Origin of the sequence: Shewanella sp. TB7-MNA-CIBAN-0143, assembly GCF_040310065.1 — a bacterium.
Lineage (GTDB): Bacteria > Pseudomonadota > Gammaproteobacteria > Enterobacterales > Shewanellaceae > Shewanella.
Map to the genome: position 1 here is coordinate 103,400 of NZ_JBEOPL010000004.1, position 23,912 is coordinate 127,311.

Annotated in this window: 27 protein-coding genes; 16 read left to right on the forward strand and 11 right to left on the reverse strand. The window is 39.8% G+C overall.

The window, feature by feature from the left end; genetic code table 11:
• Positions 1 to 7 precede the first annotated feature (7 nt).
• From AAEY97_RS04685 to AAEY97_RS04705, 5 genes are all read left to right on the forward strand, one after another.
• Positions 8 to 274: a Rho-binding antiterminator gene (locus tag AAEY97_RS04685; protein WP_162023310.1), complete on the forward strand. Its 267-nt coding sequence runs from the start codon at positions 8 to 10 to the stop codon at positions 272 to 274.
• Positions 275 to 441: 167 nt separating this feature from the next.
• Positions 442 to 879, forward strand: a complete 438-nt coding sequence (locus AAEY97_RS04690) for an acyl-CoA thioesterase (protein WP_101086928.1) — start codon at positions 442 to 444, stop codon at positions 877 to 879.
• A gap of 182 nt (positions 880 to 1,061) precedes the next feature.
• Positions 1,062 to 1,724 carry a response regulator transcription factor gene (locus AAEY97_RS04695; protein WP_101086927.1) on the forward strand — a complete coding sequence of 221 codons (663 nt, stop codon included), beginning with the start codon at positions 1,062 to 1,064 and terminating at the stop codon, positions 1,722 to 1,724.
• The gene (locus tag AAEY97_RS04700; RefSeq protein ID WP_182743912.1) at positions 1,724 to 2,338 is read left to right on the forward strand and encodes a DUF938 domain-containing protein; all 615 of its coding nucleotides are present in this window, start codon (positions 1,724 to 1,726) and stop codon (positions 2,336 to 2,338) included. The genes AAEY97_RS04695 and AAEY97_RS04700 overlap by 1 nt, the downstream gene beginning before the upstream one ends.
• Positions 2,339 to 2,619: 281 nt before the next feature.
• Entirely contained in the window at positions 2,620 to 3,465 is an 846-nt protein-coding gene (locus AAEY97_RS04705; protein WP_350996921.1) for a D-hexose-6-phosphate mutarotase, read from the forward strand.
• A 182-nt stretch (positions 3,466 to 3,647) separates the two neighbouring features.
• On the opposite strand, the gene AAEY97_RS04710 is transcribed toward AAEY97_RS04705, so the two are convergent.
• From AAEY97_RS04710 to AAEY97_RS04735, 6 genes are all read right to left on the reverse strand, one after another.
• Entirely contained in the window at positions 3,648 to 3,821 is a 174-nt protein-coding gene (locus AAEY97_RS04710; protein WP_174839642.1) for a hypothetical protein, read from the reverse strand.
• A gap of 197 nt (positions 3,822 to 4,018) precedes the next feature.
• A complete protein-coding gene (gene ushA / locus AAEY97_RS04715) occupies positions 4,019 to 5,737 on the reverse strand; it encodes a bifunctional UDP-sugar hydrolase/5'-nucleotidase UshA (protein WP_101086924.1) in 1,719 nt (572 codons plus the stop codon).
• 312 nt (positions 5,738 to 6,049) lie between these two features.
• Complete coding sequence (locus AAEY97_RS04720; protein WP_101086923.1) at positions 6,050 to 6,718, reverse strand: alpha/beta hydrolase; 669 nt, start codon at positions 6,716 to 6,718, stop codon at positions 6,050 to 6,052.
• A 130-nt stretch (positions 6,719 to 6,848) separates the two neighbouring features.
• Positions 6,849 to 7,076, reverse strand: a complete 228-nt coding sequence (locus AAEY97_RS04725; RefSeq protein WP_101086922.1) for a DUF3389 domain-containing protein — start codon at positions 7,074 to 7,076, stop codon at positions 6,849 to 6,851.
• A 99-nt stretch (positions 7,077 to 7,175) separates the two neighbouring features.
• Positions 7,176 to 7,658, reverse strand: a complete 483-nt coding sequence (locus tag AAEY97_RS04730; RefSeq protein ID WP_101086921.1) for an FKBP-type peptidyl-prolyl cis-trans isomerase — start codon at positions 7,656 to 7,658, stop codon at positions 7,176 to 7,178.
• Positions 7,659 to 7,742: 84 nt separating this feature from the next.
• On the reverse strand, positions 7,743 to 8,990 hold the full coding sequence (locus AAEY97_RS04735) for a lytic murein transglycosylase (RefSeq protein ID WP_502959433.1): 1,248 nt from the start codon (positions 8,988 to 8,990) through the stop codon (positions 7,743 to 7,745).
• A gap of 487 nt (positions 8,991 to 9,477) precedes the next feature.
• Between AAEY97_RS04735 and AAEY97_RS04740 the strand changes: the two genes are divergently transcribed.
• Together AAEY97_RS04740 and AAEY97_RS04745 are read left to right on the forward strand one after the other, a co-directional pair.
• Positions 9,478 to 9,837, forward strand: a complete 360-nt coding sequence (locus AAEY97_RS04740; RefSeq protein ID WP_041413601.1) for a DUF2750 domain-containing protein — start codon at positions 9,478 to 9,480, stop codon at positions 9,835 to 9,837.
• A 64-nt stretch (positions 9,838 to 9,901) separates the two neighbouring features.
• The gene (locus AAEY97_RS04745) at positions 9,902 to 10,561 is read left to right on the forward strand and encodes a hypothetical protein (protein ID WP_350996923.1); all 660 of its coding nucleotides are present in this window, start codon (positions 9,902 to 9,904) and stop codon (positions 10,559 to 10,561) included.
• A gap of 25 nt (positions 10,562 to 10,586) precedes the next feature.
• On the opposite strand, the gene AAEY97_RS04750 is transcribed toward AAEY97_RS04745, so the two are convergent.
• Positions 10,587 to 11,528: a chemotaxis protein CheV gene (locus AAEY97_RS04750; RefSeq protein ID WP_335692485.1), complete on the reverse strand. Its 942-nt coding sequence runs from the start codon at positions 11,526 to 11,528 to the stop codon at positions 10,587 to 10,589.
• A 516-nt stretch (positions 11,529 to 12,044) separates the two neighbouring features.
• Between AAEY97_RS04750 and AAEY97_RS04755 the strand changes: the two genes are divergently transcribed.
• From AAEY97_RS04755 to AAEY97_RS04770, 4 genes are all read left to right on the forward strand, one after another.
• On the forward strand, positions 12,045 to 12,635 hold the full coding sequence (locus tag AAEY97_RS04755; protein WP_101086917.1) for an LON peptidase substrate-binding domain-containing protein: 591 nt from the start codon (positions 12,045 to 12,047) through the stop codon (positions 12,633 to 12,635).
• A 137-nt stretch (positions 12,636 to 12,772) separates the two neighbouring features.
• Positions 12,773 to 13,435, forward strand: a complete 663-nt coding sequence (locus AAEY97_RS04760) for a sigma-70 family RNA polymerase sigma factor (RefSeq protein ID WP_101087219.1) — start codon at positions 12,773 to 12,775, stop codon at positions 13,433 to 13,435.
• A complete protein-coding gene (locus AAEY97_RS04765) occupies positions 13,428 to 14,111 on the forward strand; it encodes a ChrR family anti-sigma-E factor (RefSeq protein ID WP_350996928.1) in 684 nt (227 codons plus the stop codon). The genes AAEY97_RS04760 and AAEY97_RS04765 overlap by 8 nt, the downstream gene beginning before the upstream one ends.
• Before the next feature lie 683 nt (positions 14,112 to 14,794).
• Positions 14,795 to 14,968, forward strand: coding sequence for a hypothetical protein (locus AAEY97_RS04770; protein ID WP_011637775.1), 174 nt, complete (start codon positions 14,795 to 14,797; stop codon positions 14,966 to 14,968).
• Between the two features lie 223 nt (positions 14,969 to 15,191).
• Here AAEY97_RS04770 and AAEY97_RS04775 read toward each other — a convergent pair whose 3' ends face one another.
• Entirely contained in the window at positions 15,192 to 16,163 is a 972-nt protein-coding gene (locus AAEY97_RS04775) for a 1-aminocyclopropane-1-carboxylate deaminase/D-cysteine desulfhydrase (RefSeq protein WP_350996931.1), read from the reverse strand.
• A gap of 196 nt (positions 16,164 to 16,359) precedes the next feature.
• Between AAEY97_RS04775 and AAEY97_RS04780 the strand changes: the two genes are divergently transcribed.
• Complete coding sequence (locus AAEY97_RS04780; RefSeq protein ID WP_101086914.1) at positions 16,360 to 16,773, forward strand: YccF domain-containing protein; 414 nt, start codon at positions 16,360 to 16,362, stop codon at positions 16,771 to 16,773.
• A 156-nt stretch (positions 16,774 to 16,929) separates the two neighbouring features.
• Positions 16,930 to 17,397 (forward strand): EVE domain-containing protein, encoded by a 468-nt coding sequence (locus tag AAEY97_RS04785; RefSeq protein ID WP_350996934.1) that lies wholly within the window; start codon positions 16,930 to 16,932, stop codon positions 17,395 to 17,397.
• A 186-nt stretch (positions 17,398 to 17,583) separates the two neighbouring features.
• On the opposite strand, the gene AAEY97_RS04790 is transcribed toward AAEY97_RS04785, so the two are convergent.
• Both AAEY97_RS04790 and AAEY97_RS04795 read right to left on the reverse strand, forming a co-directional pair.
• Positions 17,584 to 18,372: a TIGR00266 family protein gene (locus tag AAEY97_RS04790; protein WP_059743964.1), complete on the reverse strand. Its 789-nt coding sequence runs from the start codon at positions 18,370 to 18,372 to the stop codon at positions 17,584 to 17,586.
• Positions 18,373 to 18,545: 173 nt separating this feature from the next.
• Positions 18,546 to 19,475 (reverse strand): LysR family transcriptional regulator, encoded by a 930-nt coding sequence (locus AAEY97_RS04795; protein ID WP_350996937.1) that lies wholly within the window; start codon positions 19,473 to 19,475, stop codon positions 18,546 to 18,548.
• 219 nt (positions 19,476 to 19,694) lie between these two features.
• Here AAEY97_RS04795 and AAEY97_RS04800 point away from each other — a divergent pair, with 219 nt between their 5' ends.
• The 3 genes from AAEY97_RS04800 to AAEY97_RS04810 all read left to right on the forward strand — a co-directional run bounded on the left by AAEY97_RS04800 (position 19,695) and on the right by AAEY97_RS04810 (position 22,687).
• Entirely contained in the window at positions 19,695 to 20,855 is a 1,161-nt protein-coding gene (locus AAEY97_RS04800; protein WP_101086910.1) for a homogentisate 1,2-dioxygenase, read from the forward strand.
• Positions 20,856 to 20,925: 70 nt separating this feature from the next.
• On the forward strand, positions 20,926 to 21,966 hold the full coding sequence (gene hppD / locus AAEY97_RS04805) for a 4-hydroxyphenylpyruvate dioxygenase (protein WP_350996940.1): 1,041 nt from the start codon (positions 20,926 to 20,928) through the stop codon (positions 21,964 to 21,966).
• A 103-nt stretch (positions 21,967 to 22,069) separates the two neighbouring features.
• On the forward strand, positions 22,070 to 22,687 hold the full coding sequence (locus tag AAEY97_RS04810) for a LysE family translocator (protein WP_011637783.1): 618 nt from the start codon (positions 22,070 to 22,072) through the stop codon (positions 22,685 to 22,687).
• A gap of 41 nt (positions 22,688 to 22,728) precedes the next feature.
• Here AAEY97_RS04810 and AAEY97_RS04815 read toward each other — a convergent pair whose 3' ends face one another.
• A complete protein-coding gene (locus tag AAEY97_RS04815) occupies positions 22,729 to 23,907 on the reverse strand; it encodes a GNAT family N-acetyltransferase (protein ID WP_350996944.1) in 1,179 nt (392 codons plus the stop codon).
• Positions 23,908 to 23,912 lie beyond the last annotated feature (5 nt).

The window sequence follows — 23,912 nt, forward strand, 5'->3', positions numbered from 1 at the left end:
GACGGACATGAACCCAATTAAATGTGAGATTTACGATTATATTGAGATCATCTGTTTGTATCGCTATAGGGTCAAACTAACATTAACAGATGGAACCCATCTTCAAGGTCAATTTGATCGAACATTGTATGTCAGTCGCAATCAACAAAAACATGAAGCCATTGCGGGTATTAATCAACAACAGCAAGCGATTGAAGTGATATTAACCGATATCACTTCAATTGATGTTCTCAGCAAAAATGCCTCATTTAGCCATATCTCGTTAATCGAATAGTTTACTCTACCCAACTCATCGGAACATTTACCTTAAAGGCCCGCGAAATTTGGCCCTTGGGTGACTAAACAGGCGCTACAACATCGACAGAGATCCGCGCAATACAGTATAATACGCGGCTTTTTTCGCTGAATTCTTTGTTGATCTGCATAACATTAGGTAGTTGTATGTCCCTTGCTCAAAACCCTGCTCAAACTCAAAACCATTTCCCTGATGACATTGCTGCACGTATTGCTCAATCAGAAGCGCGCGTTATAAAGGCTATTTTCCCGTCTAATACCAATCACCATAACACCTTATTTGGTGGTGATGCTTTAGCATGGATGGATGAAACAGCCTTTATCGCCGCCACCCGTTTTTGTCGTAAATCATTAGTGACCGTCAGTTCTGACCGTATCGATTTTAAAAAAGCGATACCCGCAGGCAGCTTAGCAGAGCTGATTGCTAATGTGATTCATGTTGGTAATACATCACTCAAAGTTGAAGTGAACATTTATGTCGAAGATATGTACAACGATCATCGAGAACATGCAATACGCGGAGTATTTACTTTTGTTGCGGTAGATGAAAACAGAAACCCAACCCAAGTGTGGCCACACAATTAATACATCCTTGCTAATGTAGTCAGATAGATGGCTGCATTAGCACTTTATTTACTCGACTAAAGTCTATAATTTTACGGTTTTTATTCAAATCAATCACAATGTGACATAAAGCAATAGAATACTCGATTACTTTTCTGTTACATTGAGTTTATCTTCACGTGCAACATAGAATAAAAAACGCCATGAAGCTCGAAAATTTAAACATCATCATTGCAGATGATCATCCATTATTCCGTAATGCCTTAAGGCTAGCGCTGAGTAATGCGTTTGAACAAACTCAATGGTTTGAGGCCGATAGTGCCGAAGCGTTACAAAGGGTTCTTGATCAAAAAGAGACCCCATTTGACTTAATCCTGCTGGACCTACAAATGCCTGGATCGCACGGTTACTCAACCCTGATCCACCTTAGAACTCATTATCCAGATATCCCCGTAGTGGTGATATCTGCCCATGAAGACATCAATACCATCAGCCGAGCGATACATTATGGCAGTAGCGGATTCATTCCTAAATCTGCGTCAATGGAAGCGTTGGCAGAAGCATTAAATGCGGTGTTATACGGTGATATTTGGTTGCCAAAAGGTACTCAAATCGTGCCAGTTTCTGATGACCCAACCGATAAAATGGCCAGCCGATTATCAGACTTAACCCCGCAACAATATCGCGTGTTACAGATGTTTGCAGAAGGGTTACTCAACAAACAAATTGCTTATGATTTTGGGGTATCAGAAGCAACCATCAAAGCGCATGCCACGGCGATATTCCGTAAACTGGGTGTTCGCAATCGCACTCAAGCGGTGATAGCATTGCAGCACTTAGAAATGGACAGAATTGATATCTCGTAATGCCTCAATCATTATCGCTACAACAGCTGCCTTTTTCACAAGCGTGTGAAAATAATAAACAGCCTATCTTAACCCTATTGGCAGAGTGGTTTGCCAATAGGCAACATATACTCGAAATAGGCAGTGGTACAGGCCAACACAGCGTCTATTTCGCTGAACACCTTCCTCATGTCCGCTGGCAACCAAGTGACCAACAACATTATTTACCTACCCTACAAGCTCGACTCAATTTGCAAACACAACCCAACTTACAACAGGCAATCGGGCTTGATGTCACTCAACCATGGCCCCTGCTTGTATCTGATATAGATGCCATATTCAGTGCTAACACCTTGCACATTATGAGTAAGCCAATGGTTGAAGCGTTCTTTGCTGGCGTTGGTAGTGTATTGCTTAATTCAGGCTCATTAGCAGTTTATGGTCCCTTTAATTATCAAGGCCAATTTACCAGTGACAGTAATCAACAATTCAATTTATGGCTGCAACACAACAACCCTGATAGTGGTATCCGTGATATTGAATGGATCTGCCAGTTAGCACAACAACAAGGGCTAATACTTCAAAAAGACATCGCCATGCCAGCCAATAACCGTCTGCTACATTTTAGTAAATAACCTAAACTCTACATTAGAGATGGGTTAAATCGATACAGTGTGATGATTTCAAATCTGTAATATCAAAACGCGTTATTTTGCTCACAAGGCGAATTGAACTCGTAATAGCCTATCGATGGCAAGTGATGCAATGCTTGGTACTGAATCAATAGCGGTTTGATGTTTACTTATTGACTAAAGTTGACCGTTAACACCCGTAAATCATCCAAACGATTAGTGACTTACTTGCCAAAAACCTTGTAAGCTATCGACTAGAGTCAAAATACACAAGGACACACGCTATGGGTTCGGTTACCACTAAAAGACATCTCAATGGTCTTGATTATGTTGCTGTTGACACTGCACTTTGCCAAGCACGTATTTTTATGCAAGGTGCACAAATAGATCAATTTATACCTGTAGGCAAAGCACCACTATTATGGGTTTCAAGTGCAGATGATTACCAACCTGGTAATGGTATCAGAGGAGGAATCCCCATTTGTTGGCCTTGGTTTGGTATGAGCGACACTCCAGGGTTTCCGCAGCATGGTTTTGCACGAAACAAAACCTGGTCGCTTGAATCAGTCAAAATGCGTAACCAATTAGTAGATTTAGTTTTCACCCTGCCCGCCAGTGAAATGGATAAACAATATTGGCCCCATAATACCCAAGTAAAGGTGCTATTCACCTTAGGCGAAACCTTATCAGTCAGCTTGGTGAATACTAATAATGGAAATGATAACGTGAAGCTTACCCAAGCATTGCATAGCTACTTTCCTATTGAAGATATTCATCAATTGCAAGCGAGTGGCTTTAGCGGGTCACAATACATTGAATTTGGTGAAGGGCCGTTTAAACAAGTCGATGATGTCGTTAAATTTGAACGAGAAACCGACAGGGTTTATACCCTATTAGGTGATACTCAGGAGTTACATACACAAAATGGCACCATTGTAGTCAGTCGCGAAAACAGTCAATCAGCGGTTCTTTGGAACCCTTGGATAGACAAGTCGATGCGCCTTTCACGCTTTAATGCAGACGATTACTTAACCATGGTGTGCTTAGAAGCCGCTAACGTGTTGGAAGACTGCGTGGTGTTAGCACCTGGACAAAGTCATACATTAACCACTCATATTGGCTGGAAATAACACACCTAATTGAGTGAGATAAACAGCCATTCAGAGAACGTCATAGCTTTATAATAGAAAAGGCAACCTAGGTTGCCTTTGTTACTTTCAAATATCCATTTACGATTTCAATACTCTGCCCAATACCATCATAAGCAATTCAACAAGCAACCTCTGATAACCGATAACTGTTTAAGTTAATATTAACTAATGCTTCTATTTTTAGATTTTTTAAACAAGCCAAACCAAAAGGCTGTTTCAAGCAATCCACCTGCCACAAAAAAAGTCACCGCTCCCGTTTGGCTACCGGCTAGATAACACGTTAGTGCAAGCACAATTAAAGTGACTAACAACAATAATCTGTAGGTACCTGTCATATTAATTTCTCTCAATCCTATACATGCACTGTTCAGCAATAGTAACAAAACCTATTGATTACATTACCGCTTTATTAAACCACGAGTCAACTAAACTCTCGCCAATAAAAAAGCAGCCGAAGCTGCCTTTGTTGCAATCTAACCTTAGCTCGGAATAATAAATGGGTACCCCATCTATTAACCTAAATTGAGTTTAATTAGTTTGCAGTAACTTCACAACCTAGTGGGCTGTTTGAGTTTTCATAAACAATGTCACCTATTGGCGCATAGTCAGCGGCAGCAATAGTGCCTTTGTCTTTGAAGAAAGTGTATAACACTTCAGCATCAACATAACCTGTTTGGATTGGGTCTAATGTTGGATAACCGTCACCGCCAGCAGCATTAAAGCTTGGTACAGTGAAGCTATATGAATCAGTGGCACTGTAATCTTTACCATTAATTTCACTGATAGCGACTGTTTGCGCAGTACAATCAACCGTCATTTTCACACCAGTGATTTGGGCATAAGCACCAGAACCACGTTGGAAAGATGCTACAGTATTAAGATACTCAGTGACTTCTGCACCTGTCATAGTGCTCAACGTTACCATGTTGCCAAAAGGCTGCACAGTTAACACGTCACGATAAGAAATATCACCCGCTTGAATAGAAGCTCGTACGCCACCAGAGTTCATCACGCCGATATCTGCACCCACTTTAGTACGCTGTGCTTCAGCAACTAAACGACCTAAGTTAGTTTGCATATTACGTACATTTGCACGCTCACCGTCTAATAATGCATCTGTAGTAGCAATAATCTCATCAAGTTGGCCTTGACCACGTTCTTGGTAATAAGAAAGTAGTGCTTTTAAATCTGCATCGGCTGTGATTTCATCAGCAACTAAAACTTTAGTTTTGTTACCTTCAGCATCTTCAACCGTTTTCTTCAAATTAACCGGAATTAACTTGTAGCTTGCAAGATGAAGCTCACCGTTGAAATATTCAAAATCAGCACGGCCAACATACTTACCCCATTCATGAGCTTGCATAATGTAAGTGCCATTTTGCATGTCAGGAGTACAAGCGTCACCAGGAGCAAACTCTGCATAGTCGTTAGTATCTGGTTCCATACATACAGGGTTTTGTGAGTGACCACCAATAATGGCACTTAAATCACCTGCAGCTAGTGCGCGAGCTAATGTTACATCGCCAGGAGCATTACTACCATTTTGCGCATCAGCATAGTGACCCATATGAGTCGTTGCGAAAATTAAATCAGCGGTATCTGCAGCTTTAATTTCTGCAATCACTTTAGCTGCTTCAGTTGTTGGGTCAGTAAAGGTTAAATCTTTAATAAATTCTGGGTTACCGATTTTAGCCGTGTCTTCGGTGGTTAAACCGATAACAGCAACACGAACACCGTTAACGTCAAACACTTTATAAGCATCAAAATAACGAGTACCGTCTGCTTTATAAATGTTTGCCGCAAGCATTGGGAAGTTTGCTACTGAACGTTGAGAATCTAATACTGCTAATGGGTTATCAAATTCATGATTACCGACAGCCATTGCATCATAGGCAATTTCGTTCATACCGATAAAATCTGGTAATGCATCTTGTAAATCAGATTCTGGAACACCTGTGTTGATGTCACCGCCAGATAGCAATAACGTTTCGCCACCGTTTGAACTGACTTCAGCACGAATTTGGTCGATCAACGTCTTACGCGCTGCCATACCATATTCGCCATCACTGTTAGACCAAAAACGGCCATGGTTATCATTGGTGTGTAATACTGTGAATATTTTACAATCTGCACCTGCTTCGGCACATGTTGTTGGTGCTACGACTGCTGTATTGTCGTCGTCACTGCCACAACCGGTTAACGCTGCTAGTACAGCCGTTGCGACTAATCCTTTAATTAACATATTTGTCATGATTTACCCCGATGTTATAATTTATATTTTTAAATCCGTGAATTATCCTATTCACGGCCAGAATGATAACAAAGATTGACGGATTTTGATGTCACTTATATGACAGAATGTGATTTTAAATACACTATTTAACAGCAGCTTACCCTTTAACAATTCCCTGAGAAAAACAATAACCATGTTAACGGGCTTGTTAATGCAAAGTAAAAAAATGGCTTAAGCATTTTTACTGCTAAGCCATTTAAATAGATTGGTTTTTTAAATACTACGTAACACCATCGATTATCCCAAAACAAGAACAATACTTATTTTGCATTATTTCAAAACTTGTTGTAACCATTGACCAATATCAACAAGTTGATTAGGTAATACGCTGTGAGCCATAGGATAGGTTTTCCAAACACTCTGATAACCTGCTGTTATCAGAGCATCATGTGCCATTTTCCCCGCAAACATAGGGACTACATCATCTTGCTCACCATGATTTTGGAAGATGGGAGTATGAATATTGGCGTCAGCAAGTTGCTCTGGCAATGCTTCTCCACCAGGTAAATAACAAGATAATGCCATAATACCTGCCAGTTTTTGTTCAAAACGCAGACCGGTAAACAAACTCATTACTCCGCCTTGACTAAAACCCGCTAAGACTATTTTATCTGCTGGTATACCGCTGCTGATTTGATCGACGATTAGCTGACGTATTGCTTGCTCAGACGCCATAACACCTTGGATATCTGCACGGTCATGCAAATCCATGCTTTTGATGTCGTACCATGAACGCATCACAAACCCGCCATTAATCGTCACAGCTTGCTCTGGTGCATGAGGGAAAATAAAACGAATACTATGCTGACTATTTAAGCCTAATACTGGTACTACTGGTGCAAAACCAGCACCAGAATCGCCTAAACCATGTAACCAAATGACACAAGATGTTGCAGGTGATTGCGGTTCAATCACGATTTTATCTAACTGAGCAGTCATATTTATTAATCCTATCAATACAGTCACAATATTAGTGGCTATCTTACGTTAATTGATTTTTAACATCGAACGATTCACGTTTAAACATCATAAATAATCTAGTGTATTCAGATAGATTTATGACTAATGGCTATTGTGCGTGGATCCCGGTGTGATCAAGTAACGCCTCTAATTGCGCTGGATTATCAAGTTTGAGACTCCACCGCACCGTCCCCGCATCGGCAACAATCACTAAACCTTGATGAAAACAGCTAATATCATCTACTGACGCAGCAAGCACCAGTTGACTATCATGAAACCGGCATTGAATCTCATGCACAGTGACAATAATTTTACCCAAAGAAAAATCAATAACCATAATAACTCACTGTAAAAACAAAAATCCCAAGTATTCACTTGGGATTTATACAAGAATTAAGTTGCTGTTAAATTAAGAATTAACAGCAAATCAATCTCATTAGTGGTGATGACCACCGGCACCATGGGCGTGGCCATGAGCAATTTCTTCATCTGATGCATCACGAGCACCGACAATTTCGATGTCGAATGTTAATTCACGGCCAGAAAGTGGATGATTAACATCAACCGTTGCCATGAATTTACCCACTTTAATGATGGTAACTTGACGTTGACCTTGTTCAGTGTTCACCACTGCAGCCATGCCGGGTTTCCATACTTTTGCGCCGACAAGATGTTTAACTGATACACGCTGCTCTGAATCTTCTTGGCGTTCACCATAAGTGTCAGCGGCTGGCGGAGTAATAGTAAACTTTTCGCCAATTTCTTTACCATTAATAGCAGCTTCGATACCAGGCATCATGTTGTCATGCCCATGCAGATATGCAATCGGCTCACGACCTTCATTTGATTCAAGCACATCGCCTTTTTCATCACGTAGCGTGTAATTAAACTGCACTACCATATCGTCTTTAATGATCATTATCGTTCCTTAACTCTAAAATTTGCCGAAGCTTAGCAAAAGCGTGCTAATGCATCCACAAAAAAGTAGCCTTTTAGGTGGCCATTATAATTTGATGCCTAATGCATTAAATGTTTGTTCGTCAGGAAATCCATCCGCAATTAGCCCTTTTTGCTGCTGAAAAGCTTGCAAACCTAGCACTGAATTACGACCTAAAATGCCATCTGGCTTACCGACATCAAACCCAGCATCATTCAGTTTTTGTTGTAACTGCTTTACCGTTTCTCGGCTTAACCTTGGCTGCTTAGGTACCGCACGTGTTAATTCCGCACCGCCATTAATTCTGTCGGCTAAATGACCGACTGCTATGGCATAAAATTCAGAGCGGTTCCAACGCATAATCACATTAAAGTTGTCATACCCTAAGAAAGCTGGACCCGTATGCCCTGCTGGTAAATATAAAGCGGCTTGCATATCTGGTGTCGATAACGGCTGACCATTAGATTTTTTAATATCAAGCGCTTGCCATTTTACTAATGGTAACGGGTGTTTACCGCCCAAGTAAGCAAACGGGTAATCAACAGGTAATAATACTTCTCGTCCCCATCGCTCATCTGCTTTCCAACCTAGGTGTTGTAGAAAGTTAGCTGCAGAAGTTAATGCATCCACTTCACTATTCCATAAATCGGCAATACCATCACCGTCACCATCTACTGCATACTTACGATAGTTAGTTGGCATAAATTGGGTGTGCCCCATCGCCCCAGCCCACGATCCAACCATTTTGTTATCTGCGAAATTATATTGCTGCTTTAACTTCAACGCTTGTAATAACTCGCCAGTGAAATAATCGCTACGCCTTGGATCGCATGCTAGCGTTGCCAATGAATCGAGCACTGGCATGCTACCTTTGTAACTACCAAAGTTGGTTTCTAGGCCCCAAAAAGCAACAATATATTGCCCAGGCACGCCATACTCTTTTGTTAGCTTAGTTAATAATGACTCATGTTTAGCCATCATTTTTCTGCCTTGTTCAACCCGCCATGGTGTGACGCGTTTGTCGAAGTAATCACCAAAGCTTGTGGTAAATTCTGGCTGCTGATTATCTAATTCAATCACCCTAGGGACAAACTTTAAATTTGCCACCGTTGTATCGATAATCTGCTGTGAAATCCCTGCCGTTTTTGCTTTTTGCTGTAAATTAATCACACAGGTAGCAAAATCGGGATGCTCTTGAACTGGAGTAACATCAACAACAGGATCGGGTGATGCCGACACAGCACAGGCACTCAATAAGGTGCTAGATACAAACATTGAAGCAATAAACACAGAAAAACGTCTTTTATGAGCCATGAACAACACTTATTTTACAAAAAATGAATATTGAATATCGTGACGCATCGGCTTTCAGTAAACAAGACCTGTTAACATTAAACCCTGTTTATTTATGCCAAATTCAAGTGAAAAATAACAACACCGATGACAAGGTGATTAATAATGAAGCCGTCACTCAAAACCACAGACACTCGTCTTAATCGCTGCACTTGATTTGAGTCATACAAACAGCTTGATAAATAAGCGGGTCAATAACGCCAAGACTATCGATTGATTTAAATGACCCAACGAACGACAGCGAATACAGTTACAACATTGACGCATTTAATCGTGTTAGTTTCTAATAAGAGACTAAATGCCCGATTTGCGTCTAGATTCTGGGGCAATTTAGTTTCTAAATGACCACCAAGGATCCTCATAAACAAAATTGTCATTAATTAAGCCTTTTCCTTATTCATTGAGTCCGTATAATGATGTTAATTCTCACTCATTTAAGCGATTTATCATGACAGAACAAACAGCAGCACTAACAGGCTTTATCGAAAGCGTAAAACAACATCAAGTCTTATGGGGCTTACAAGATGAAACAGGTGAAGGTTGGGTTGTATGTGACTCATCAGAATTTGAAGAAACTGATGTTATGCCACTTTGGTCAAGTGAAGCTGCTGCAAAAAGCCATTGCACTGATGAGTGGGCAGACTACAACCCAGTGACTATTACACTGACTGAGTTTTTAGAATACTGGGTAAGTGATTTAAATGATGACGGTGTATTAATAGGTGTTGATTGGGAAGCTGAACAAGAATGCCTAGAAATTGACCCTATCGTATTGGCTAAAGAATTAGTTGATTTTGAAAAAGAATAATCATTAATTGATTTGATCTTACTACCCAAGCTGTTCAGCCATTGAACAGCTTTTTGATATTATTATGCCCATGCCTACACTGATTGATATTCCTTTTGACAAACGCCACACCTGTTGGTTTTGCAACGAACCCAGTAATCATGTTTTTGATTACTATAGAATGACTCACACCCCCCACCCCTCTCTAGCCATTCCTGCTTGTAAAGAATGCCATATGTTAGCCAAGAAAAATCTGCTGACCTCTATTTGGGATTGTCGAGATGCGGTTAAAGATAATTTAATGCATCTATATAGCAAAGACTTGGCGATTGGCATTAATTGGACTGAGCAAGAACTCGAAGAATCAGATTTTGATTGTATGATTTTTGGTGGATTTAAAAAAAGTGCCTGGATGATGTATCAAATAGCCCAAAGTCGCATGAATGCACGGGGCTGGCCATTAAGTCTGGACGGGGTTTTACTTGAAGGCGAAATAGCGGGTGACAGTAGTCAATATCATACCGGTTTCGAATTTGACGATATAATGTTTACCTCTTTAACAAAAGCCATTAGCCACTATAGCAAGACCTTATCTTTAGACAGTGGTTTTTTACAACAACTGGTGACTTTACTTGGTAAAGCTCAATTTGGCCATGCAGTCAAAATAGCGAGACTGAATATTGGTATCACCCCAGGGCATCAACGTCGTATTCTTGACGAGTTAATCGAAGATATGGATCAATAAAACCACTTAATCATTCAATTGTGGCCTAACTAAGAATACTCCGTAAACGATCTTGAACAACGCTGACTAATAAGTCGGGCTGGAATTTAGAGATAAACTCATTACAGCCGACTTTTTTCACCATCGCTTGGTTAAAGCTACCGCTTAAAGAAGTATTGAGGGTAATAAAGAGTGCCGCCATTCGAGGATCGTTACGCACCTCAAAGGTCAACTTATAACCATCCATTTCGGGCATTTCGGCATCAGTAATCATCATTAGCAATTCATCGGCAACCTGTCTGCCTTCATCAGCCCACGATTGTAATAATCGCAAAGCTTGTAATCCATCTGACGCCTCAATAATCTCTATACCAAGTTGATTGAGAGTGTCCCTTACTTGTTTACGCGCCGTTGACGAATCATCCACAATTAATATCTTACGACCAGGCATGTAAGAAACGAGCGCTTCATCTAACACACCGTCAGATAACTTCACATCGTAATCAATAATCTCAGCTAATACCTTCTCAACATCAATAATAGACACTAATCGTAAGTGTCCTTGGTCTTCAATTTTCGTTATTGCGGTTAAGTAATTATGTCCGCCAGTGGTTTTGGGCGGCGGCATAATATCACTCCAGGTCATGTTAACGATATTCTCGACTTTACCGACTAAAAAAGCCTGCACACTGCGGTTATACTCGGTAATAATCAAGTTACAATCGTCATTCACTGGCATCGGCGAGAAACCAATCGCTTGTCGTAAATTAATCACTGGGATCGACATCCCTCTAATGTTGGCTACTCCATAAACATTATGATTACTGCCGGGTAACTTATGTAAGGATGGCAACTTAACCACTTCTTTGATTTTAAATACATTAATGGCAAACAACTGGGTAGAGTTAATGCGAAACAACAACAATTCTAAACGGTTTTCGCCAACTAACTTAGTTCTTTGATCTACCGTATCGAGCACTTTTCTCATGAACAGGTTCCACCTAAAAACATACAAGCAACATCAAAGATGCGTCATCATTAACAAGGGTAATTATACTTAAAAAATATCATTAAACAGTGTTGAATCAGGATTTATGCCGCAAAAATAAAAAATATATATAAACAAGATCAAAAAACACCCCTAATACGTAAAATGTTTAATTCGAAACTCGAATTATTTCATCTCATAAACGTTCTACTAAAGTTAACACCAATAAAAAGACTCCTGAAACCGCGGCATCAATTCACCCTCGGTTTTGCTTTGTTAAGTCTGTCGGCTGTTATCCTAATAGATAAGCCTGTTACTGTTGTAAAACCATTTAACTCAATTAATACTTAAGACGTTCATATGAATAGCCCGTCTTGATAATGCATTTGAGCATAACTTTTCACACATAACACAATATAATTTGGCATGTTTAAACCACAGATCAAGGTGATCATTAACCTGTTTGTGTACGTACAACAGTGTAGATTATTCGTTAAAAGTCATTCAGGGGCCGTTATGATCATCCCATTATTCCCATTACCGATTTGCTTGTTACCTCAAGGATATACCCAGTTACGTATTTTTGAACCTAGATATAAACGCTTAGTATCAGAATCGCTAAAAAGTGGTGTTGGTTTTGGCTTATGTATGTTGGCTGATGATAAAAAAACCATATTACCCATGGGCACATTAACCCAGATTATCGACTTTGAAACTCTTGAAGATGGCTTATTAGGTATTAGTGTGCAAGGGCAAAAAACGTTCATTATTAACAAAATAAGTGTTGATAGTGACGGTTTAAAGCGCGCCGATGTCAGCTTAATTGATTCTTGGCCGTGCGATATCATTGAACGACAAACTGAACAGAGCCACGATCACACTGATGAGCGTAAAAAAGATAAAGCACTTAGCAATACGTTAAAGCAAATTTTACAGCAATACCCACAGCATCTTGCCCACTATTCTGAAGAAAACTTTAATGATATTGCGTGGGTTTGTCAGCGATGGCTTGAAATTATCCCATTGAGTTCCAAAGAAAAATATCAGTGTATCAATAGCCATGATCATCAATTAGCTAAATCATTCTTAGCCGACATAATAAAATAATACAGAACTGTGATCCGAACCCAATAATGCCACGTATAAGATAATGATACTGCAGCTTGTTTGAGCTCAGGATAGCCACAGCATAATGACGTAATCTCTTATGCTCAATGAGTTATTTATTGGATGCGGGTGAAATAATGGAAAATGTTCAATCACAAAGCACACAAAGTCGTTATGATAAGGGGCATCTTGCACAAAGATCCCTAATTAAACTAAGCGGTGCTATGAAATCAAACGAACCCAATCCAATGGCTGATGAGCTTGCGTCATTAATGATGCAGGTGGCTAATGATCGATGCAAAGCATCTTTTGCAAAACTTTTTTCGCATTTTGGCCCAAAAATTAACTCTTTTGGTGTTCAGCGCTTAAGCCAACAGGGCTTAGCCATGGATTTAGTTCAAGAGACAATGACTCGAGTATGGACAAAAGCCCATCTTTACAATGCAGACAAAGCAGCGGTAAGTACTTGGGTATTTACCATCATGCGTAATCAATGTTTTGACATGCTCCGTAAAGTACAACATAACCGTGAAGATTCTTTCGGTGATGATATTTGGCCTTTATTTGAGTCTGATGAAGCTGAAAACAACGACGATGATTTTTTATTATCGGCAACTTTATTGCTGCATGTAGAAGAATTACCTCCTCTACAACGCCAAGTAGTACAAGGTATTTATATGCAAGAGCTTACTCAACAAGAGTTAGCAGACAAACTTAACATTCCAATTGGAACGGTTAAATCTCGACTTAGACTTGGCTTGGAAAAATTAAAAAGCTTTATGGAGAAACACTATGATTAATTACCACCCAGACCAGCATTTGCTGTCTCTCCATGCTAAAGGCGAGTTGCCGCTATCGATGTCGATTGCTATCTCCGCTCATGCTGAATTGTGTCCTCATTGCCAGCAACAACTTGACCAGGTGACAATTGCGTTGTCTGAGCAACAGTTTGAGTCGGCCGTAAAAACTCAGTCGGTAGACACTAATAATAATCAATTAGACGCACTACTCGAGCAGCTACTAAATTCAACCTTAGATACTTTAGAGGTTGAACAAGCTAGTACAGTTGATCAGATTGAAGACAATAGCGTTAGTATTAAAGGTCAACATTATCCGCTGCCTAAGGTATTTCGTAAGCAAATTAATGCTTCTTGGCAGGGTATTGGTAAAGTCAGCCGTTTGAGACTCGATACCGGAGAGCCACAAGCAAGAGCAAGCTTGTTGCATATCGCAGCCAACGGTGAAATTCCTGAACATACACACAAAGGTGCAGAGCTAACATTACTGCTCGCAGGTGAGTTCAGCGACTGTTACAACACCTACAAGCCTGGTGACTTTATGTTGCTTGATAAAGAGCACCAACATTCACCAAAAACACTTGAAGGTTGTTTGTGCTATACCATTGTCGATGCCCCGTTATACTTCACTAAAGGGTTCAGCAAACTATTAAACCCAATTGGCGATTTACTTTACTAACCATTACGTTAGTTTCTTAAAATGTTAACTACTAAGGTTTGTGTATCGACAACTTGGCCGCTATTTATCATTAAGTTGTACCAGCAATAAGGGATGATGAGTGAATTTTCGTCATCCCTTTTAACACTATCGACATCCGAGCAAGGTGAGAATTGTCGATGATTAGTCACTAATTGCTATTTTTTAATCGAAAACTGCATTAATTTGATTAAAAATTGAAAAAGACTATTGCCATATGCAAACACTCAGTATATTATCCACACAGATTTAGTTTTCTTGTTAATTTTGGTTACCTACCTGTAAGTCTGCTCAACTTCACTTCGTAAATAAACCCAAGACAAGCTTCTGTACATCGTTTTTGATTTCAATTGATTTCTGTTGATATGATAATTTAAATTATATTCACGTCATCTTGTTGTCATAAAACTATGTTTAACTTACAAAGTTAAGTACTAAATATGTATTAATTTTTTTATGGCTATATGTCATGTGACAACATCAATGTTGCAAGCATAAAATAGACCTTAATCAACTATTTACATATCAACACTTGATTAGTGAGTAAAGGATAGGTTAAGTTAAATCTCGAAACATTAATCTTTTGCAACACTAAAAAATGCCAAGGATATTTTATTGAACAATTTTCTCACCTAATGGTGAATATATAAGAAGGAGTGTGACCTATGTCATACAACATGAATGGACACGAAATTTCAGTTAGCTTTCCGGTTAACTCTATCTCGTCAAACAAGAATTCAATTGCTTTTACCGACAGCCTAGGTAAAAACAAAAAAACCTTTTCAAAACGTATTGAAGCATTAAACTTCATGAAATGGTTAATCTCTGCCAATAAGTAATACCCCCTAACGCTTTGCGTTAATCATTTGCTCTGTTATTTAATAAACTCATTTCTCGGTATTCTCCTCTCACTTACCGATGTTTATTAAAACAGGGCAAAATGAATAACTCACTCGCATCATTTTAAGTTATTCTTCAGCGTTACATCCCAGTTAACCCCTCTAAAATATCTAATTTTATATCAACAACTTATAGAAAAAACATCTTGCATTCACCCTGTAATTAAACAGTGTGCGAAAATTTTCGTTGGTATCTTGGCAACATTGTTTTATTTCCCAAAACTCCCCCCTGATGTATATAGAGAATATCGGTTGCATTGGCAGTTTTACTATTCAAATAATGTTGTAACACTAGAAATCCAACCGGGTCGTACAATAATTCAAATTCAATTCCCGACTGGCATACTGTATTCCACATATCAAAACAACGTCGTGATAGTTTGCCAAAATGATATTTATAACCATCATTAATAATTGTAGGAAAATAAACCTCATCGACTAATTGTGAGAATTGTTGACGTAAATATTCATCCCCTCCCACGGTACTGCAAGTTAACACCTCAATGGTAAAAACTTTCGTTAATGATAAATGAGCCAATTGTTGAGTAAGTTGTTTATTTAAATAAGCCGCAGTGGTCCCCGTACCTGAGGGTAAAAATACCTTTAGCTTATTTTGTTGTTGATCTTGCGCCCATTGAATAATTTCACAGGCGAGTTGTGTTATCCCGGTTTCGGCATACTCACAACGCCCACCTTCAGGAATAAAAAGTAATTGTTTTTTATCTGCGTAGCTTGGATTCGATGAAACAATATATTGCATCGCATCGTCTAAATGCATACTTTGAAGATTTTCAGCATCGGTCAAATGACTAACATCAATAATATTGGCGCCATTTTGTATCGCAGCAGCATAATTGCCTTGAGGATGTTGTAATAAAAACTCACTGATATGGCTTACATAGTAATCAAATTTCCACCCTTGCCGCTTAGCCAATACTGACATGGAATATAATGAGTTGCCTTGGGCCGAACCCGATGCCACTAGTTGGGTAACATGTGAATAATCATGATGTAAAAAATGATAAAATTTACGTGCTTTATTACCACTAAAATCAGCATGTAATAAATCATCTCTTTTAATGTAGATGCTGCGTCCAGCAAAGTTCATCGTTTGCACTGGGCTTATCGAAAACATGAATTGTCTCAATCAACTGTAATATGAGTATTTTAACTAAAAAATGATAAATCTCATCGATTCATTTGCGTGAATCCTCGCACTGTTCTATTTATACAATACCACAGCAACACTTAATCCTTAATAATCAATAAATTGAAAACATGGCATGAAAATGGCTTTATATTGAGAATATTGACTATTGATAGGAATGAAAATGTCTCTTTTACGCTTAATCTTTAATATTGCTTGGTTTTTAATGGGTGGTTTTGTTATGGGCCTAGCTTGGTGGTTTGTTGGAGTACTGTGCTTTATCAGTATCATTGGCATCCCATTTGGTCGTGCTTGTTTTGTTATTGGCGAACTGGCTTTCTGGCCATTTGGACAAGAGACCGTTAACCGAAAACACATTTCAGGCCAAGAAGATATTGGCACTGGCACGTTAGGTTTGGTGGGTAATGTAATATGGTTTTTATGCTTTGGTATTTGGCTCGCGATTGGTCATCTAGTCCATGCTCTGGCTTGTTTTGTAACGATTATAGGTATTCCGTTCGCGTTACAACATCTTAAGTTGGCCTTATTAAGTTTAACCCCTATTGGTCAAACCGTTATTGCCAAACCGACTTATTAACATTCGTTAATAACCGCTGAATGACCACTATTGTAAAAAGCCGATAGCATAATGCTGTCGGCTTTTTATTTGCCTAATCGTATCAGCAACGTGTACATTGCCATTCTTAAGCACTGAAAGGTTATTAAGTCACTTTAAAGACGATAATGGGATCACATGAACTATTGGTTAATGAAGTCTGAACCAGACGACTTTAGTATTGATAATCTACAGATGAGTAAGCAGCAAACTGTTGCTTGGCAAGGTATTCGTAACTATCAAGCACGTAATTATATTCGCGATCAAATTACACTGGGCGATGTAGTGTTGTTTTACCACTCTAGTTGTAAAGTTCCTGCCATTGTGGGTTTAGCAAAAATTAGCAGTGAAGCTCAAATTGATAGCAGTGCTTTTGATAACCGTTCACCGTATTTTGATGCAAAATCTAACGCTAATGCGCCTCGATGGTGGCAAGTCGATATTCAATTTATGGCCAAATTTTCTAAGCCTGTGAGCTTGAAGCAATTGAAAGCCGATCCCGCGCTGCAAGATATGGTATTAGTGGCTAAAGGTGCCCGCCTGAGTATTCAGCCCGTCACACAGTTGCAATACCAACACATTATGCAACTAACAACCTTAGAATAATAACGTTAGATTGATGACCTTGCATCGGTAACCTTGAATTAAAACAGACCAGCTTGTCAGCCGACCAGTAAACATCTTCTTTAAATCAGCCTCCTAAAGACAGCTCAGACTACGTAAACACTATTAGCTATAATAGTCTGAGCTCAAATACTAACGGCACAGTGATAAGATCACGCAATGCCCATATTAGTTAATCATTCGCCCTATTCCGCCAAGTACAGAACCTTCACCTTGGTCTTTACCACCACTTGATGGTGCATGAGCAATAATTCTGTCAGCCATACGAGAAAACGGTAAGCTTTGTAACCACACAGTCCCATGGCCTTTTAAGGTTGCAAGGAACAAACCTTCACCACCAAATACCATCGACTTTAATGAGCCTGCACGCTGTATGTCATAGTCAATCCCGGGAGTGAATCCAACTAAACAACCGGTATCGACTCGCAATGTCTCACCGTGTAATTCTTTTTTAATCAGTGTCCCACCAGCATGCACAAACGCCATGCCATCACCTTTAAGGCTTTGTAGAATAAATCCTTCACCACCAAAGAAACCGGTGCCTAATCGCTTATTAAACTTCATGCTTACTTGCGTGCCTAAGGCTGCCGCTAAAAAGCTGTCTTTTTGGCAGATAAGTTCGCCTTGATGTTGAGCTAAGTCTATCGCCAAAATAGTGCCAGGAAATGGCGCAGCAAATGCCACTTTTCGTTTTTGTTGACCTTGATTAGTAAAGTGGGTCATAAAAATACCCTCACCCGAAATGGCGCGCTTACCTGCACCAAGTAGCTTGCCAAAAAAACCGGATTCTGGTTCAGAGCCATCACCCATTCTGGCCTCAAACATAATGTCTTCTTCGAGGTAAGTCATCGCACCCGCTTCAGCAATAACAGACTCATTTGGGTCTAATTCAACTTCAACCAGCTGCATGCTAGAACCTATAATTTCATAATCTACTTCATGACTTTTCATGCTCATTTTCATTCCTTAAAAATTTATTTAATGTTTGCAGTTGCCCAATTCAGTATTAAGGCATTATTCCTTATGGATGATTTAAGGTAACAAAATGATCATCCATTTAACATGACAACATTTCAATAAAATATCCGCGTTCTGTTGCCACTGCATTTGTTTACCAATTGTGTCCATCGTTAACCTAAACCCGCACCGCTCAATCCTGATTGTTGTTGTAATTGATATTGAGCAAATTCTTGCAAAATAAGCTCGGTAAATAACTGCCCAGCTCGCCCAAGCGGACGTTCAAGTGTAGAGACTAATTGCGGTGTAAAACTAAACCGATTACCACCAATAAAATCAATCTCGATCAGTTGCCCTTGATGTAATTCTTCAGCAATTAAAAAATCCGGCATCCAACCAAAACCCAGGCCTTTTAGTAAAGCATTTTTTTTCATGATAAAGCCTGACAAATAAAAGACTTTATCGCCGCCAAATTGCATTTCATCGCGGTCACGTTTACCTGGAGATGAATCTTCGATGGTTAACTCAACATGTTGTTGCAATTCAGGCAAACTAATGTCTTTAAGCTGACTTAATGGATGTTGTGATGACGCGACAAGCACGCTGGTAATAGCAGGTAGCGGTTTAGGATGATAAGAGGGGCCAGTACGATAATCCTTAACCAGCATTAAGTCGGCCTGGTCGCGCTCAAAGCGATGCTGTACCCCGCCTAAAAACTCCATATTAAGCTGCACTTTAGTCGGTATGTTGTGTTCTGACATGCGCTTAAGCGCGGTCATGATCGGTTCCATCGGTAAAGCACCGTCTATGACTAACTCAAGTTTGGGCTCCCAACCCTGACTAAAACGACTGGCCAGATGTTCAATATTGGCTAAATGCTGTAACAGCCGTTGCCCTTCGGCCAAAATAACTTTACCTTCGGGTGTTAATTCCGCTCGATAATGATCTCGATTAAATAATGTCACGCCGAGATGTTGTTCTAGTTTTTTAATCTGATAGCTTACTGCCGATTGTGCCTTGTGTAATCGCTCTGAAGCTTTTGCAAAACTTCCTTCTTCAACAAGTACTTGCAGTACATTAAAGGCATCGATATCTATTCGCATAAGATTTCCACTGTCCCGTTATCCATACACAAATGTAAAGTTAACATAACAATCTAAAATATAGATTGTGTTGAGTTATTTATTATTCTTTTTTTTGTTGATCTTTACCACTAAATTGTAAGTTAGATCACATATTGGTTTGCCCAATGCGATTAGGCCATAACAACAAATAACATAAACGCCACGACACTCGCAGTCGATTCACCATAGGACAATCAGATGCCATTCTATGTTAAACAAGGTCAGATCCCGACCAAACGTCACATTGCCTTCGAAAAAGACAATGGCGAGTTGTACCGTGAAGAATTATTTTCAACCCATGGCTTTTCGAATATCTACTCCAATAAATATCATCACAATATGCCAACCAAAGCGATAGACGTTCAACCTTACTCGTTATCTCATGGTGAACAATGGCAAGACTCATTAATTCAAAATTACAAATTAGACTCGCGCCAAGCCGACTGCCAAGGCAACTTTTTTAGCGCCCGAAATAAAATATTTTTCAATAATGATGTCGCCATGTACACCGCGAAAGTGACTGAAGACACCAATGAATTTTATCGAAATGCCTATGCTGACGAAGTGGTGTTTATTCACGAGGGTGAAGGCCAATTATTGAGTGAATACGGTGTCATTGAAACCAATAAATGGGATTACTTAATTATTCCACGCGGGACCACGTACCAACTTAAATTTAACGATTATCAAAATGTACGCTTGTTTGTTATTGAATCATCCTCAATGGTCGAAGTGCCAAAGCATTTCAGAAACGAATACGGCCAAATGCTTGAATCTGCACCTTACTGTGAACGAGACATTCGTACGCCAACCTTGGCTGATGCCGTGGTTGAAAAAGGTGCGTTTCCGTTAATGTGTAAATTTGGTGATCGCTATCAAAAAATGACACTGCAATGGCATCCATTTGACTTAGTAGGCTGGGATGGTTGCGTTTATCCTTGGGCATTTAACATCAGTGAATATGCACCCAAAGTCGGCAAGATTCATTTACCACCGTCTGAGCATTTAGTGTTTACTGCACACAATTTTGTCATTTGTAACTTTGTGCCACGCCCATACGATTTTCATCCGAAATCGATACCAGCACCTTATTACCACAACAACATCGACAGCGATGAAGTCTTGTATTACGTCGATGGTGACTTTATGAGCCGTACAGGTATTGAAGCGGGCTATATGACGTTACACCAAAAAGGTGTGCCGCATGGGCCTCAACCTGGTCGTACAGAAGCCTCTATCGGCAAAACCGAAACATACGAATATGCGGTGATGGTTGATACCTTCGCCCCACTGAATTTAACCGCTCATGTCAAAAATTGCATGAGTGATGATTACAACCGCTCTTGGTTAGAAAACTAAGACCACATTTATAGCTAACCCAAGTCACCAAAGAGTGATTGCGTGTTGACATAAAATAAAGGAAAACAAAATGGCAAGCGAACTAAATCCACTGGGCCTTTTAGGCATTGAATTCACCGAATTTGCTAGCCCAGATACAGAATACATGCACCAAGTATTCATTGATTTTGGTTTTTCGATGTTAAAAAAAGCCAAAAATCATGACATTGTTTACTACAAACAAAATGACATTAACTTTCTATTGAATAAAGGCCGTGCAGGCTTTTCTGCAGAATTCGCCAAATCTCATGGTCCGGCTATTTGTTCAATGGGTTGGCGTGTAGAAGATGCACAGTTTGCATTTACAGAAGCCGTTGCCCGTGGTGCAAAACCTGCCGATGATGCCAATAAAGACATGCCCTACCCAGCTATTTACGGTATCGGCGACAGTCTGATTTATTTTATTGACACTTTTGGTGAACAAAACAATATTTATCAAACTGACTTTGTCGATTTAGAACAGCCTATCGTAACGCCTGAGAAAGGCTTTATGGAAGTCGACCATTTAACCAATAATGTCTACAAAGGCACCATGGAAAAATGGGCTAACTTTTATAAAGACGTCTTTGGTTTTACCGAAGTGCGTTATTTCGATATCAGCGGCGCTCAAACTGCTTTGGTATCTTATGCGCTACGCTCTCCAGACGGCAGTTTCTGCATCCCGATTAACGAAGGTAAAGGCAATAACAAAAATCAAATTGATGAATACTTAGGTGAATACAATGGCCCAGGTGTTCAACATCTGGCATTCAGAAGCCGTGACATTGTGGCCTCACTCGATGCTATGGAAGGCACCTCAATCAAAACACTGGATATTATTCCTGAATATTACGACACCATTTTCGAGAAGTTGCCACAAGTGACCGAAGATCACGACCGTATCAAGCATCACCAGATTTTGGTTGATGGCGATGATGACGGTTATTTATTGCAAATTTTCACCAAAAATCTTTTTGGGCCTATCTTCATTGAAATCATTCAACGTAAAAATAACCTTGGCTTTGGCGAAGGTAACTTTACCGCGTTGTTTGAATCGATTGAACGCGATCAAATGAAACGCGGCGTGCTGTAATTTTATAAACACGAAGTGATACATAAAAACCAGCAAATTGCTGGTTTTTATCATTTTAGGCCTTTACACTCTGCCATCTACATTCTAATCAAAGACCTTTCTAATGCCAGATTACGCCGTACTCGCTGTGTTTATTCCAACGTTCTTTTTTGTGTCTATCACCCCCGGTATGTGCATGACTTTAGCCATGACACTCGGCATGAGTATTGGTGTACGCAGAACCTTATGGATGATGTTAGGTGAATTAGTAGGCGTGGCGTTGGTCGCCATTGCAGCAGTACTTGGGGTTGCTAGCATCATGCTAAATTACCCACAGGTGTTCGATATTCTTAAATGGGTAGGTGGCGCTTACCTTGGCTACATTGGCATTAATATGTGGCGTGCTAAAGGCAAAATGGCCATCATCACTGGTATTGAAGTGAAAGCCAGTCGCATGAGCTTAATCAGCCAAGGATTTATTACCGCGATTGCCAACCCTAAAGGTTGGGCTTTTATGATTTCGCTATTACCGCCGTTTATTAATGTTGATAATGCCGTTGGGCCACAACTCGCCGTTTTGCTTGGTATTATAATGGTCACCGAAAGTGTGTCGATGCTGGCTTATGCCAGCGGCGGTAAGAGTTTACGATTATTTTTAAGTCGAGGCGATAATATCCGCTGGATGAATCGTATCGCCGGAAGTTTAATGATACTGGTTGGTATTTGGCTAGCGCTAGGCTAACCCAGAAAGTACATTTGATGAGTAATTAACCTCATACTATTTTATGTATTTTCAATCGACTTATACGGTAGTTGTTCGTACATTTGCTGTATATAAATGTCGATATGAGCTTGCTCTTGTTGACAAAAAGCACCGATGGCATCATTAAATCCTTCATGAGCAACAAAATGGCTTGAGGTGGTTTTCACAGGACGAAAACCTCGAGCCACTTTATGTTCGCCTTGTGCTCCTGCATCAAAAACTAATAATTGATTAGCGATAGCGTACTCAATGCCTTGGTAATAACATGCTTCAAAATGGACATAGTCGCATTCTGTTAAGGCTCCCCAATAACGACCATATAAATGCGTGTCTGACACAAAATATAATGCTGATGCCACTAATTGTGCGTCACTATTTTCAATCAATAATAATCGGATCATTGAGCCCATTGTTGCTGCTATCTGCTCAAAGAATGCTGCCGACAAGTACCCTTTATGACCAGAACGCTTTAAATAAGTATTTTGATAACAACGCACAAAATCCTGCCATTGCTGTGCACTCGCCTTATCGCCATCTATAAATCGAAATTGTAGCCGTTGCCTTGCAGAAATTCGTTCTTTAGTGATGTTTTTGCGTTTTCGTGACGTTAATGTACTCAGAAAGTCATTAAAATCAGCATAATTTTGGTTGTGCCAATGAAACTGACAACCAACACGCTCCATTACCCCTGCTTGTGCAAACTGAAGATGTTGCTCGGTATTGGTAAATAAACAATGCCAAGATGACCAGCCCTGTTTAATGACAGTTTGTGACAGATAGGTTTGAATACCGTCAATCAAGGGCTGTTGATCGGGTTTTGGTAACCTTGGGTCAATACCAATACGTCGCCCAGTTGTGGGTGTGAAAGGTATACTGCCCACAAGCTTAGGGTAATAGCCTATATTATGACGGTCATAAGCTTCTGCCCATGCCCAATCAAACACATATTCCCCCCAAGAATGACTTTTAAGGTACAAGGGCATTAATGCAATAATATTATCGCCATCCATCACCATAAGGTGCATCGGCGTCCAACCCGTTTCAGCACTAACACAGCGACTCATTTCCAGAGCGGATAAATATTCATGCCGGGTAAAAGGATGAGATGATCCAAAAAAGATATTCCATACTGAAGAATCTATATTGCTAATACTATTAACAAATTTATATTGATAAACTCGCGTTTGTGTTTGTTCCACCCACA